Raw genomic sequence first — 12,820 nt, 5'->3', positions numbered from 1 at the left:
GGCACCGCCCAGGCACGATGGGAGCCGCCATGACTCTCACCGCCGCGCTGCCGAAGACCGCCGACCCCGACACGCTCTACGACGCGTTCGCCTCCTGGGCGTCCGAGCGCGGTCTCGACCTCTACCCCCACCAGGAGGAGGCGGTCATCGAGATCGTCTCCGGCGCGAACCTGATCATGAATACGCCGACCGGCTCGGGCAAGAGCCTGGTGGCGATCGCGGCACACTTCGCGGCCCTCGCCGACGACCGGACGACGTTCTACACCGCGCCGATCAAGGCGCTGGTGTCGGAGAAGTTCTTCGCGCTCTGCGAGGTCTTCGGCGCGGAGAACGTCGGCATGCTCACCGGCGACGCCAGCGTCAACGCGGACGCGCCGATCATCTGCTGCACCGCGGAGATCCTGGCCAACCTGGCGCTGCGGGAGGGCCGCCGCGCCGACGTCGGCCAGGTGATCATGGACGAGTTCCACTTCTACGCCGAGCCGGACCGGGGCTGGGCCTGGCAGGTGCCGATCATCGAGCTGCCGCAGGCCCAGTTCGTGCTGATGTCCGCCACGCTCGGCGACACCACCCGCTTCGTCGACGACCTGACCCGGCGCACCGGCCGGCCGACCGCCGTCGTCCGCTCGGCCGAGCGACCGGTCCCGCTCCTCTTCTCGTACGCGACCACGCCGCTGCACGAGACGCTCGAAGAGCTGCTGGAGACCAAGCAGGCCCCGGTGTACGTGGTGCACTTCACCCAGGCCGCCGCGCTGGAACGCGCCCAGGCGCTGATGAGCGTGAACGTCTGCACCCGCGCCGAGAAGGACATGATCGCCACCGCGATCGGCAACTTCCGGTTCACCTCCGGCTTCGGCAGGACGCTGTCCCGGCTGGTCCGGCACGGCATCGGCGTGCACCACGCCGGCATGCTCCCGAAGTACCGCCGCCTGGTGGAGACGCTCGCCCAGGCCGGCCTGCTCAAGGTCATCTGCGGCACCGACACGCTCGGCGTCGGCATCAACGTGCCGATCCGCACCGTGCTGTTCACCGGCCTGAGCAAGTACGACGGCATCCGTACCCGGCTGCTGAAGGCGCGCGAGTTCCACCAGATCGCCGGCCGGGCCGGGCGGGCCGGCTTCGACACCATCGGCCGGGTGGTGGTGCAGGCGCCCGAGCACGTGATTGAGAACGAGAAGGCGCTCGCCAAGGCCGGCGACGACCCGAAGAAGCGCCGCAAGGTGGTGAAGAAGAAGCCGCCGGAGGGCTCCATCGGCTGGGGTGAGCCGACGTTCCAGCGCCTGGTCGAGGCCGAGCCGGAGCCGCTCACCTCCAGCTTCCAGGTCAGCCACTCGATGCTGCTCAACGTGATCGGCCGCCCCGGCGACGCGTTCGCCTCGATGCGGCACCTGCTCACCGACAACCACGAGGACCCGGCCGCCCAGCGGCGGCACATCCGCCGGGCCATCGCCATCTACCGGGCGCTGCGTGCCGGCGGCGTGGTCGAGGAGCTGCCCGAGCCGGACGAGGCGGGTCGCCGGGTACGCCTCACCGTCGACCTCCAACTCGACTTCGCGCTCAACCAGCCGCTGTCGCCGCTCGCGCTGGCCACCATCGAGCTGCTCGACCGGGAGTCCCCGGCGTACGCGCTGGACGTGCTCAGCGTGATCGAGGCGATCCTGGACGACCCGCGGCAGATCCTCTCCGCGCAGCAGTTCAAGGCCCGCGGCGAGGCGGTCGCCGCGATGAAGGCCGACGGCATCGAGTACGAGGCCCGCCTGGAGCTGCTCGACGAGGTGACCTGGCCCAAGCCGCTCGCCGAGCTGCTGGAGGGCGCGTACGAGATGTACCGCCAGGGCCACCCGTGGGTCGCCGACCACCAGCTCGCCCCGAAGTCCGTGGTCCGGGACATGTACGAGCGGGCCATGACGTTCCCGGAGTACGTCCAGTTCTACGGGCTGTCCCGCTCCGAGGGGCTGGTGCTGCGCTACCTCGCGGACGCGTACAAGACGCTGCGGCAGACCGTGCCGGAGGACGCCAAGACCGAGGAACTGGTCGACCTCATCGAGTGGCTGGGCGAGCTGGTCCGCCAGGTCGACTCCAGCCTGATCGACGAGTGGGAGCGGCTGCGCAACCCGTCCGACGTGGCCGAGGTGGCCGCCTCGCTCGACGACCGGCCGCCGGCGGTGACCCGTAACGCGCGGGCGTTCCGGGTGCTGGTGCGCAACACGCTGTTCCGTCGCGTCGAGCTGGCCGCGTTGCGCCGCTGGGACCTGCTCGCCGAGCTGGACGCCGGGGACGGCTGGCACGCGGACGCGTGGGCGGACGCGCTGGAGCCGTACTTCGAGGCGTACGACTCGATCGGGGTGGGGGCGGACGCCCGCGGGCCGGCGCTGCTGATGATCGAGCAGGGTCGGGAGCGGTGGACCGTACGCCAGATCCTGGACGACCCGGACGGCGACCGCGACTGGGGGATCAGCGCGGAGGTGGACCTGGCCGCCTCGGACGAGGTGGGCGCGGCGGTGGTCCGGGTCACCGACGTCGGCCAGCTCTGACCCGATCCGACCCGAGGAGCCGGCCGGCGGCGAGGGCCACCTCGGCGCCAGCCCAGCGCTTCCGGAACATCCGGTCGTGCGAGACCACCACCACCGCGCCCGGGTACTCGGCCAGCGCCTGCTCCAGTTGCTCGACCAGCGCCGGCGACAGGTGGTTGGTGGGCTCGTCGAGCAGCAGCACGTCGGCCTCGCCGGCCAGCAGGCGGGCCAGCGCCAGGCGGCGGCGCTGCCCGACCGACAGCGCGCCGACCGGCTTGTCGAAGTCGGCGACGCGGAACAGGCCCAGCGACGCCAACCGCTCGGCCTGTTCCTCCCGGCTGCCGGCGCGGCCGGACGCGAACGCCGAGAGCAGGTCGCGCGACGGCACGCTGATCGTGCTCTCCTGCGGCAGGTACCCGAGACGCCCCCGGCGCGCCACCGATCCCTCGTCCGGGGTCAGCACACCCGCCAGCACGTCGAGCAGGGTCGACTTACCTGCGCCGTTCGGCCCGGTGACCAGCACCTGTTCACCGGCGCCGACCGTCAGCGCGGGCACCCGGAGCCGGCCGGCGACCCGTACGCGGTGCGCCGCGAGCACGGCACCCTCCCGGACCGCCGCATCCAGCGGCGCGTGCAGGCGCAGCGGCTCCGGTGGCCGGGGCACCGGCTCGGCGCGCAACCGGTCGAGCCGTTCGACCGCGCCGCGTACCCGGGTGGAGATCGACGCCTGGACCCGGCGGCCGTCGCCGTTGTACTTGCACTTGTTGTGGTCCTTGATGGCCCGGCCGGGCGCGACCCGGTACGCGGTCGTCTCCGCCCACCCGGTCCAGTGCGCGATCTCGGCGGTCCACGCCGCGTAGGACTGCTCCCACCGCTGCCGCGCCGCCCGCTTCTCGGCGAGGTAACCGGCGTACCCGTTGCCGTAGCGCACCACCGTGGCCCGGTCCCCGTCGACCTCCAGGATGGTGGTGGCCACCCGCCGCAGCAGCAGCCGGTCGTGGGTCACCACCACGAGCGTGCCCCGGTGCCGGCGCAGCCGGTCCTCCAGCCAGGCCAGCGCCGCCTCGTCGAGGTGGTTGGTGGGCTCGTCGAGCAGCAGCAACTCCGGCTCCGCCGACAGCACCCCGGCCAGCGCGAGCCGCGCCCGCTGCCCACCGGAGAGCGTGCCGAGCGCACGCTCCGGCGCCAGCTCGCCGATTCCGAGGGTGGACATCGCCGCCCGGACCCGCGCGTCGGCCCGGTATCCGTCGCGCAGTTCGAAGGCGGTCGACAGTTCCCCGTACGCGCTGAGCAGCCCGTCCTCGCCGGCGCTCAGGGCCTGCTCCGCCTCGGTGATCCGGCGCTGGAGGTCGCGCAGGTCGGCGAGGGCCGCGTCGACCGCGTCCCCGACCGTGGCCGTGTCCGGCAGGTCGAGAACCTGGCCGAGATGGCCGATCCCGCCGTCGGCGGTGACCACGACCTCGCCCTCGTCCGGTGCTTCCTGCCCGGCCAGCAGCCGCAGGAGGGTGGACTTCCCGGCGCCGTTCTCACCGACCACGGCGGCCCGTTCGCCGTCGCGGACCGTGCCGGACACCGCGTCCAGCACCTGGCCGTGGGCGTACGCCTTGCTCACCGCGCGCAGCGCGAGTTGGGTGGCCATGAGACTCCTTCCCGGCGATCAGTCCCGTAGGGCGGGCTGGGTGCGGGTCAGGAGATCATGCCGCCAGGTTGGCACGAACCGGACGAACCGACAACCGGTTTACGACGCCGACAGGCCGGCCGCGACGAGCGTGCGGCCACCGCGGGCGTTCTGCGCCATCCGCGTACGCGGGCGTGCCCAAACGCTGGGCGATGTCATACCCGTCGATTAGAATGTATGTACTAAACGAGCTTTTGACCTGGGAGGATGCTCGTGACTGCGCCCACCTCAGCCGCCCCTCTCACCCCCTACGCCACCCTCCTCGGCTTCACCCGCTACGTCGACCGGACCGGCCCCACCAAGGCGACGTTCGTCGGCGGCCTGCGCCGGCAGCGGGCGAGCCGGCATGGCTTCAACCCGCACGGGCAGTTCGTCAAGGCGCTCAAGGCCGACGTCGCGTTCCACACCGGCGGCACCCACCTGGCCCAGGTCGCCGACGTGGTCAAGCCACGCTGGCGCCCGCTCTACGAGGCCCTCGTGCCGGGCGCGACGCGCTGGCTGCACTCGCTCGGCGAGCCGACCGGCGTCGACCTGGCCCAGACCCGGGATGCGCTGGCGATGCTGGGCGACCTGCCCGTGAAGATCAACCCGCAGTTCGGCGTGCGGTTCGCCGACGGCCGGGCCGAGGCGATCCGGCTGCACTTCGACGAGGCGCCGCCGAGCGAGGAGGCGACGCTTGCCACGCTGCACCTGATGGCCCGGCACATGGACGCGGTGCTGCCGCACGCCGAGCCGGTGCTGGTCGACGTGCGGCGAGGCGAGGCGCACCGCATGCCGGCCGACGCCAAGCCCGAACGAATCGAGCAGTGGCTGGCCGGCGAGGCCGCCGCCTTCCGCGCCATCTGGTCCACCGCCGCCTAGCCCTCCCCTCTCCCCCTCCCCCTCCCCCGCCCCGCCCGCGCGCTGATTCACGGAAAGAGTGGCTATTCGACGTCGAATAGCCACTCTTTCCGTGAAAGCGCACCGCGGCGGGGAGGGTTGTCCACAGGGGGTTTCGGACGGGTGGGGAAGACAGCAGGGTTGAGGGGTGGCTCGTCCTCCTCGTCGGCCGACCGAACTGGTCGGCAAGATGTTCTTCGCGCGGGAAGCGGTTCATCTCGGACTGCTCACCAGAAACGACCTCCGGAGCAGCGCCTGGCGGCAGTTGTTCCACAACGTCTACGCCGACGCGCGGCTGGAGATCTCGCACGTCATGCGCGCCCGGGCGGCCGCGTCGTGGCTGTTCCCTCCCGGCTGCGCCATCGCCGGCCGCTCGGCGGTCGCTCTGCTCGGCGGACCCCAGCCCCGTCCCGACGAACCCGTCGAGGTGCTGGTGGAGCCGTCGGCCCGCTTCGGACCGGTGGCCGGCCTGCGCATCCACGTGGCGAACTGGCGGGAGGGTGAGGTGTTGCGGGTCGACCGGGCGCCGGTCACCACCCCGGTCCGCACCTGCTGGGACCTCGCCCGCTGGCTGGACGGCGTGGAGGCGGTGGCGCACATCGACGCGCTGCTCCGTCGGGGCGTCACCGATCACGCCGAGCTGGCGGCGTACCAGCGACGACGCGGCGGGGAACGCGGCGCCCGCCGGTTCGCCGAGGCGTTGCCGCTCGTCGACGGCGGCGCGGAGTCGTTACCCGAGTCCCGGCTGCGGGTTCGACTGATCCGTGCCGGCCTCCCCCGGCCGGTGACCCAGCACGTCATCTCGCGGCAGGGACGGTTCGTGGCGAGGGTCGATCTCGCGTGGCCCGACCGCAGGGTGGCCGTGGAGTACGACGGGCTCTGGCACCACGACGCCGAACAGTTCCACCGGGACCGCCGTCGCCTGAACCAGATCCTGGGCGACGACTGGCTCGTCCTGCACGTCACCGCGAAACGCATGGCCGAGGACTTCGACGGCGTGCTCACCGAAATCCGCACCGCCCTGGCCACCCGTCGCCCCCGTTGACCGCACGGCCGCTGCGCTTTCCCGGAAAGAGTGGCTGTCCGGCGTCGGACAGCCACTCTTTCCGTGCATCAGCGCCCCCGAAAGGGGTGGGCGAGGAGGTCAGGCGGTGAGGTGCTTTTCGAGGTCGTCGAGGATCTTGTTGGCGGCGGTGACGCCGATGCCGGTCATCCACGTCTCGTCGGAGACCACGTGCGCCTTGCCCGCCTTGACCGCGGACAGGCCCTGCCAGAGACTGCCGGCGGTGACCTTCGCCTGCTCGGCGGCGGCCTTCTCGCCGTACGCGGTCACGAACACCACGTCGCCGTCGACCTCGTTGACCCGCTCGGCGCTGACCAGGTCGAACCGCTTGTCCTCCTTGCCGTCCAGGCGCTGCCGCTCGGGGCGGCCCAGTCCGGTGTCGCCGACCACGATGCCGGAGAACGAGTCCGGCCCGTACACCCGGATGTTGCCCGGGATGAAGCGCACGATGGAGACCTTCCGCGCGCCCGGGTCACCGAGCTTCGCGCCGACGTCCTTCGCCCGCTTCTCGTACGCGGCCAGCAGGTCCTTGGCCTCCTGCTCCTTGCCGAGCGCCCGGCCGTCGAGGAGGAAGTTCTCCTTCCAGGTCACGCCCACCTTCTCGGTGAACACGGTGGGCGCGATGGCGGACAGCTCGTCGTAGAACTTCTCCTGGCGGAACTTGCTGCCCAGAATCAGGTCCGGCTTGAGCGCGTTGATCGCCTCCAGGTCCGGCTCGGTGAGCACGCCGACCTCGGTGATGCCGGTGAGCTTCTCCTCGCCGAAGTAGGTGGGCCAGCTCTTCGCCTCGCCGGCGGTGGCCGCGCCGACCGGCGTGACGCCCAGCGACAGCGCGGTGTCGATCTTGTCGGTGTCGAGCACCACCACGCGCTTCGGCGCGGCCGGCACCTTGGTGGCGCCCATCGCGTGGGTGATCTCCCGGGTCTCCCCGGCGCCGGCGTCGGTGACGGGGTCGCTCTCCCCGCAGGCGGTGAGGCCGACGCCGAGGGCGAGAGCGGTGGTGAGTACGGCGGCGAGGCGACGCATCAGGTTCCTTTCCGTGGTGCGGGTGCGGTCGGCACGCTCAGGCGTCGCCGACGGGGGCGCCGGCCGGAGCGGCCGAGGTCTGGGTGCGGGCGGCGGGAACGGCTGGGGTCTGGGTGCCGGCGGCCGGAGCGGCCGACGTTCGGGTTGAGGCGGCCGACGTGCCGGCCGGAACGGCCAGAGGCCGGGTGCCGGCGGCCGGGGTCTGGGTGCCGGCGGCCGAGGTCTGGGTGCGGGCGGGCACCACGAGCGGGGCGCCGGTGACCGGGCAGGGCACGACCACGCAGTCGAGCCCGAACACGTCGCGGACGAGGTCGGCGGTGAGGATCTCGCGCGGCGGGCCGACCGCGACCACCGCGCCGTCGCGCATGGCGACCAGGTGGTCGGCGTACCGGGCGGCCTGGTTGAGGTCGTGCAGCACGGCCACCACGGTCCGGCCCCGCTCGGCGCGCAGCCGGTGCAGCAGGTCCAGCACCTCCACCTGGTGGGCCAGGTCCAGGAACGTGGTGGGCTCGTCCAGCAACAGCGCGTCGGTGTCCTGGGCGAGCGTCATGGCGATCCACACCCGTTGGCGCTGCCCGCCGGAGAGCGTGTCCACCGGGCGGTCGGCGAGCGCGGTCACATCGGCCAGCCGCATCGCCTCGTCGACGGCCCGCCCGTCCTCGGTCGACCACTGCCGCCACCAGCGCTGGTAGGGCTGCCGGCCACGCCCGACCAGGTCGGCCACGGTGATCCCCTCGGGCACCAATGGGCTCTGCGGCAGCACGCCGAGCCGCCGCGCCACGTCCCGGGTGGGCAGGTCGCGGATCTGCGTACCGTCGAGCAGCACCGCGCCGCTCCGCGGGGTGAGCAGCCGGGCCATGGTGCGCAGCAGCGTCGACTTGCCGCAGGCGTTCGGGCCGACGATCACGGTGAACGCGTCGGCCGGCAGGTCGAGGTCCAGCCCGTCCAGCACGGTCCGGCCCTCGTAGCCGACGACCAGGTCGCGGGTGGACAGCAGCGCGGTCACGACCGCCTCCCTCGGGTACGCAGCAGCACGAAGATGAGGTACGGGCCGCCGATGGCCGCGGTCAGCACACCGGCCGGCAACTGGGTGGGCGCGAACAGGCGCCGGCCGGCCAGGTCTGCCAGCACCAGCAACAGCGCGCCCAGCAGCGCGGCGCAGAGCATCGGCGGGCGTTCCGCGCGGACCAGCCGGCGGGCCACCTGCGGCGCGACGAGCGCCACGAAGTCCACGGCGCCGACCTGGGCGGTGACCGCGGCGGCGGCCAGCACGCCGGCGCCGGCCAGGCCGATCCGCCGGGCCACCGGGCGCAGCCCGATCCCCCGGGCGGTGTCGTCGTCCAGGGCGGCGCCGCGCAGCGCCCAGCCGGCCCAGAGCAGCACCGGCAGCAGCACGGCGAGCGTGCCGGCGATCCAGCCTGCCTCGGTCCACCCCTTGCCGGCCAGCGTGCCGATCAGCCAGAGCTGGGCGCGCAGGCCGTCGATCGGCTCGGCGGTGAGCATCACCACCTCGGTGAGCGCCCGGAACGCGAACGCCACCGCCACGCCGGCCAGCACGAACCGCTGGGCGGCCAGACCGTGCCGCGCGCCGAGCGCGAACACCAGCACGGCCGCGGCCAGGCCACCGAGCAGCGCCGCCGGCGCCACCAGCACCGCCGCCGCCCCGCTGGTCAGCGCCACCGTGGCGGCCAGTCCGGCGCCCTGCGTGACGCCGATGACGTCGGGGCTGGCCAGCGGGTTGCGGGCGACGCTCTGGATCAGCGTGCCGGCCACCCCGAAGGCCGCCCCGGCCAGCGCCGCGAGCACCGCGCGGGGCAGTCGCAGGTCGCGCACCACGAGGTCGTACGGCGTGCCCGCCCCGGACAGCGACCGCAGCACGTCAGCCGGCGCCACGTACGGCGTCCCGAGCGAGAGGCTGACCACCACCGCCCCGAGAAGCAGCCCCAGCAGCACCCCCGCCACGACCACCGCCCGCCACCGGAACGGCACCGCCACCGGCCCGACCCGCAGCAGCGCCTTCCCGGCCAGCGCCCCACCCCGTCCTCGGCGATCTTGCGGTTTCGGCCCGTCGAGTGCGGCACTTGTCTGCTTTGCCGGGGCCACCACTGCAAGATCGCGGGGAGTGGGGGTGGGGGTGGGGGTGGTCATGAGGTGACGACCTTGGCGCGGCGGACCAGGATGGCGAGCAGGGGGGCGCCTAGGAGGGCGGTGATGATGCCGGCGGGGACCTCGCCGGGCGGGGCGACCAGTCGGCCGGCCACGTCGGCGGCCAGCACCAGCGCGGGGCCGAGCAGCGCGGCGACCAGCAGCGTCCAGCGGTGGTCGGCGCCGACCAGGGCCCGGGCCAGGTGCGGCACGGCCAGTCCGACAAACGCGATCGGGCCGGCGGCGGCCACCGCGGCGCCGGTGAGCAGCACCCCGCCGCCGCCGGCGGCCAGCCGGACCAGGGCCACCCGGTGCCCCAGCCCGCGGGCGACGTCGTCGCCGAGGGCGAGCGCGTCCAGGCCCCGGGCGGCCAGCGCGGCCAGCAGCACGCCGGCCAGCACGAACGGAAGCACCTGCCCGGCGACGCCCACGTCCCGGCCGGTGAGCCCGCCGACCACCCAGAAGCGGTACTCCTCGAACGTGCGGGCGTCGATGCTGAGCAACGCGTACACGATGGCGCCGAGACCGGCGTCGAGCGCCGCGCCGACCAGCGCGAGCGTGACCGGGCTGGCGCCGTCGCGGGTGCGGTTGGCGACGGCGAACACCAGCAGCCCGGCGAGCAGCGCGCCGGCGATGCCGAACCAGACGTAGCCGGCCAGCGTGCCGACCCCGAACACGGCGATGGCCAGCACCACGCCGAAGGACGCGCCGGCGCTGACGCCGAGGATGCGCGGCTCGGCGAGCGGGTTGCGGGTGACGGCCTGGAACAGCACCCCGGCCAGCGCGAGCGCGAGCCCGACGACCAGCCCGAGGGCGGTACGCGGCACCCGCAGCTCGCGGACCACGGTGGTGGCGTCGCCGTCGTCCGGCGCCACCAGCGCGTGCCACACCTGGTCGACCGGCAGGTGGCGGCTGCCGAGCGCCAGGCTGGCCAGCAGCGCGGCGACGAGCAGGAGCACCGCCGCGAACGTGACCGCGACGCGGCGGGACGCGCCGGGGCGGGCGGGGGCGTCGGCCCGGGCGGGCCGGACGGCGACGGTGGTCACGGGGGTGTTCGCCTTCCGATTAGGTACGCCTTACCTTAACTGACCAGGTAAGGCACGCCTAACTCGGCGTTGTCGATGGGCTTGCGCCTCCACCGGGGGGAGCCGGCAGGGTGGCGGCATGGACGGTGGAGAGCGCTACTCGATCGGCGACCTGGCCCGGCGGACCGGCGTGCCGGTGAAGACCATCCGGTTCTGGTCCGACCGGGGGATCGTGCCGGCGATTGACCGGGGCCCGACCGGTCACCGCCGCTACGGTCCCGAGGCGGCGGCCCGGATCGACCTGGTGCGCACGCTGCGCGAGCTGGGCGTCGACCTGGCCACGGTGCGCCGGGTGGTGGCCCTGGAGGTCACCCTGCCCGAGGCCGCCGCGACGCACGCGGACGCCCTGGCCGCGCAGATCCGCGTGCTGCGGTCGCGTCGCGCGGTGCTGACCATGATCGCCCGACGGGGGTCCACCCCGACCCAGGCCGACCTGCTGCGTCGGCTGGCCGGGCTGGCCGAGCGGGAGCGCCGGCGGCTCGTCGACGAGTTCCTCGACGCGGCCTTCACCGGCCTGACCGATCCCGGTCTCGTGGGTGTCCGCCGCTCGCTCACCCCGGAACTGCCGGCCGACGCGGACGACGCCCGGTTGGAGGCCTGGGTGGAGCTGGCCGAGCTGACGCTGGACCCGGGTTTCCGGGCCGCCCTGCGCCGGCTGGCCGAGTTGCACGCGGCCGACCGCGTGGGCGTCGAGGGCGTACGCCGGGACGCGGTCGCCGTGGTCCGGGAGGAGGCGGCCCCGGCGCTGGCCGCGGGCGTGGACCCGGCCTCGCCCCGGGCCGACGCGACCCTGGACCGGGCGACGGCCCGCTACGCCCGGCTCTGCGGCCGGCCGGACGACGCGGACCTGCGGCGGCGGCTGCTGGACCGGCTGGAGGCTGCCCACGACCCTCGGCGGGAGCGTTACGAGCACCTGCTCTCGGTGGTGAACGGGTGGCCACCGGCCGAGAGCCTCACGCCGGTGCTGGACTGGACGATCCGGGCACTGCGCGCCCGAGCGGGCGGCGGCTGACGCGGCGGGCCTACTCCGCGCCCATCACCAGTCCTTCGATGGTGTGCTTCTGGCGGATCGGGACGAGCGTGTCCACCACCGGGCAGCGCAGGTGGTCGCGGACCAGGTCGGGCAGCGCGTCCCAGTAGGGGCGGGTGACGGCCAGGTCGTGGTGGGCCGCGTTGCCCGCGCCCGGGGCGTCGACGCCGAGCACCAGCACCGGGCGGGCCCGGTCGCTGACGTTCGGCGTGCCCCGGTGGAGGGTGAGCGCGGAGCGCGCCGAGAGGTCGCCGCGCTTCGGGTACTTGCGGACCGCGCGGGCCTCGTAGCGCGGGTACCGGTCCTTCGGCGGGAACATCTCGTGGTCGAACGAGCGGCCGTCGTCCCACTGGGTGCCCGGGGCGATCTCGAACGGGCCCATCTCCTCGACCGTGTCGACGGTGGTGAGGTTGAACGCCAGCGAGGTGAGCCGGCGGCGCAGCCGCGTCTCCTCGGGCATCGGGAAGTCGCGGTGCCAGGGCTGCATCTTCGCGCCGGGGAACGGGATGTCGAAGCCCAGCTCGACGATCTCGTACTCCGGGCCGAGCACGGCCCGGCACACCGAGACCACCCAGGGGTGGGTGACCAGGTCGACGAAGCCGCGTAGCTGCTCCGGGTGGATCTCGACGTACCAGCGCTCGGGGCCCCGACCGACCGCGCCGTCGGGCCGGGACCGGGCCTCGGCGAACGCGGCCTCGACGTCCTCGCCGACCCGGGTCACCCAGTCCACCTCGAAGGCGCCCCGGCAGGCGGTGATGCCGTCGCGGTACAGGTCGCCGAGCGCCTCGACCGGAGTCTCGTCGTCGGGCGCGGAAGAGGGAGTCATCGGGCCTCCTGAGGACGGGACCCGAGTATTACAACGTTGGAAAGCGACCGCAAGCGCGGAACTCAGTCCTCCGCGGACTGGCGGCTCACCGGCACCACCGGCTGCGGCCACACCCCGGTACGCGGCACGGCCGGCACGTCGGCCTGGTGGTCCGACCAGACGTACGTCTCGGGCAGCAGCTCGGCCACCGGCACCGCGCGCAGCCCGTCCGACGGCCCGACGATCACCCGGATCGACGGGAAGTAGTCGAGCAGCACCTGCCGGCAGCGCCCGCACGGCGGAAGGACGCCCCGCCCCCGGTCCCCCACCGCGACGATCGTCTCCAGCTCGCCCGCCCCCTGGGTGGCCGCCGCGCCGAGCGCCACCACCTCGGCGCACGGGCCACCGGTGAAGTGGTAGACGTTCACGCCGCTGAACACCCGCCCGTCGGCGCTGCGCACGGCCGCCGCGACGGTGTGGTTCTCGCTGCGGCAGCGAAGCTTCGCGACGGCGGTGGCGGCCTGCACGAGCGCCCGGTCGGTGTCCCGCATGATCATCCCCGCCCCTTCGTCGACCTCGTCGGCGGCAACCCTATC

General features: G+C 73.9%; 10 protein-coding genes and 1 pseudogene. 4 read left to right on the top strand and 7 right to left on the bottom strand.

The genetic code is table 11. From position 1 onward, the window contains the following. The first annotated feature begins 29 nt into the window (after window positions 1–29). Window positions 30–2,534 carry a DEAD/DEAH box helicase gene (locus ACIA6B_RS04255; protein WP_396770826.1) on the top strand — a complete coding sequence of 835 codons (2,505 nt, stop codon included), beginning with the start codon at window positions 30–32 and terminating at the stop codon, window positions 2,532–2,534. On the opposite strand, the gene abc-f is transcribed toward ACIA6B_RS04255, so the two are convergent. Next, window positions 2,512–4,152 (bottom strand): ribosomal protection-like ABC-F family protein, encoded by a 1,641-nt coding sequence (gene abc-f, locus ACIA6B_RS04250; RefSeq protein WP_396770824.1) that lies wholly within the window; start codon window positions 4,150–4,152, stop codon window positions 2,512–2,514. The genes ACIA6B_RS04255 and abc-f overlap by 23 nt on opposite strands. Before the next feature lie 252 nt (window positions 4,153–4,404). Between abc-f and ACIA6B_RS04245 the strand changes: the two genes are divergently transcribed. Together ACIA6B_RS04245 and ACIA6B_RS04240 are read left to right on the top strand one after the other, a co-directional pair. Continuing rightward, on the top strand, window positions 4,405–5,052 hold the full coding sequence (locus ACIA6B_RS04245; RefSeq protein ID WP_107160752.1) for a hypothetical protein: 648 nt from the start codon (window positions 4,405–4,407) through the stop codon (window positions 5,050–5,052). 166 nt (window positions 5,053–5,218) lie between these two features. Further along, on the top strand, window positions 5,219–6,115 hold the full coding sequence (locus ACIA6B_RS04240; RefSeq protein WP_396770822.1) for an endonuclease domain-containing protein: 897 nt from the start codon (window positions 5,219–5,221) through the stop codon (window positions 6,113–6,115). A 99-nt stretch (window positions 6,116–6,214) separates the two neighbouring features. On the opposite strand, the gene ACIA6B_RS04235 is transcribed toward ACIA6B_RS04240, so the two are convergent. From ACIA6B_RS04235 to ACIA6B_RS04220, 4 genes and pseudogenes are all read right to left on the bottom strand, one after another. Beyond that, complete coding sequence (locus ACIA6B_RS04235; RefSeq protein ID WP_396770820.1) at window positions 6,215–7,159, bottom strand: ABC transporter substrate-binding protein; 945 nt, start codon at window positions 7,157–7,159, stop codon at window positions 6,215–6,217. Window positions 7,160–7,373: 214 nt separating this feature from the next. Continuing rightward, window positions 7,374–8,138 (bottom strand): annotated as a pseudogene (locus tag ACIA6B_RS04230) (ABC transporter ATP-binding protein); the annotation flags it as partial. Window positions 8,139–8,161: 23 nt separating this feature from the next. Then, window positions 8,162–9,307: a FecCD family ABC transporter permease gene (locus tag ACIA6B_RS04225; protein WP_396770818.1), complete on the bottom strand. Its 1,146-nt coding sequence runs from the start codon at window positions 9,305–9,307 to the stop codon at window positions 8,162–8,164. Further along, entirely contained in the window at window positions 9,304–10,350 is a 1,047-nt protein-coding gene (locus tag ACIA6B_RS04220; RefSeq protein ID WP_396770816.1) for a FecCD family ABC transporter permease, read from the bottom strand. Before ACIA6B_RS04220 ends, ACIA6B_RS04225 begins: the two co-directional genes overlap by 4 nt. Before the next feature lie 118 nt (window positions 10,351–10,468). Here ACIA6B_RS04220 and ACIA6B_RS04215 point away from each other — a divergent pair, with 118 nt between their 5' ends. Beyond that, complete coding sequence (locus tag ACIA6B_RS04215) at window positions 10,469–11,401, top strand: MerR family transcriptional regulator (protein ID WP_396770814.1); 933 nt, start codon at window positions 10,469–10,471, stop codon at window positions 11,399–11,401. A 10-nt stretch (window positions 11,402–11,411) separates the two neighbouring features. Here the strand turns inward: ACIA6B_RS04215 and ACIA6B_RS04210 are convergent, their stop codons facing one another. Both ACIA6B_RS04210 and ACIA6B_RS04205 read right to left on the bottom strand, forming a co-directional pair. After that, the gene (locus tag ACIA6B_RS04210; RefSeq protein WP_396770812.1) at window positions 11,412–12,245 is read right to left on the bottom strand and encodes a phytanoyl-CoA dioxygenase family protein; all 834 of its coding nucleotides are present in this window, start codon (window positions 12,243–12,245) and stop codon (window positions 11,412–11,414) included. A 62-nt stretch (window positions 12,246–12,307) separates the two neighbouring features. Then, window positions 12,308–12,781, bottom strand: a complete 474-nt coding sequence (locus tag ACIA6B_RS04205) for a cytidine deaminase family protein (protein WP_396770810.1) — start codon at window positions 12,779–12,781, stop codon at window positions 12,308–12,310. Window positions 12,782–12,820 lie beyond the last annotated feature (39 nt).

Source organism: Micromonospora sp. NPDC051141 (assembly GCF_044455765.1).
GTDB lineage: Bacteria > Actinomycetota > Actinomycetes > Mycobacteriales > Micromonosporaceae > Micromonospora.
The sequence above is the reverse complement of the archived record's forward strand: the minus strand, read 5'-3'. Positions and strand labels throughout refer to the sequence as shown.

Bases quoted from the DNA above. Each gene is read 5' to 3' on its own strand.
- ACIA6B_RS04255 (WP_396770826.1), top strand. From the start codon at position 30: ATGACTCTCACCGCCGCGCTGCCGAAGACCGCCGACCCCGACACGCTC.
- ACIA6B_RS04225 (WP_396770818.1), bottom strand. From the start codon at position 9,307: ATGACCACCCCCACCCCCACCCCCACTCCCCGCGATCTTGCAGTGGTG.
- ACIA6B_RS04210 (WP_396770812.1), bottom strand. From the start codon at position 12,245: ATGACTCCCTCTTCCGCGCCCGACGACGAGACTCCGGTCGAGGCGCTC.
- ACIA6B_RS04215 (WP_396770814.1), top strand. From the start codon at position 10,469: ATGGACGGTGGAGAGCGCTACTCGATCGGCGACCTGGCCCGGCGGACC.
- ACIA6B_RS04205 (WP_396770810.1), bottom strand. From the start codon at position 12,781: ATGATCATGCGGGACACCGACCGGGCGCTCGTGCAGGCCGCCACCGCC.
- ACIA6B_RS04235 (WP_396770820.1), bottom strand. From the start codon at position 7,159: ATGCGTCGCCTCGCCGCCGTACTCACCACCGCTCTCGCCCTCGGCGTC.
- abc-f (WP_396770824.1), bottom strand. From the start codon at position 4,152: ATGGCCACCCAACTCGCGCTGCGCGCGGTGAGCAAGGCGTACGCCCAC.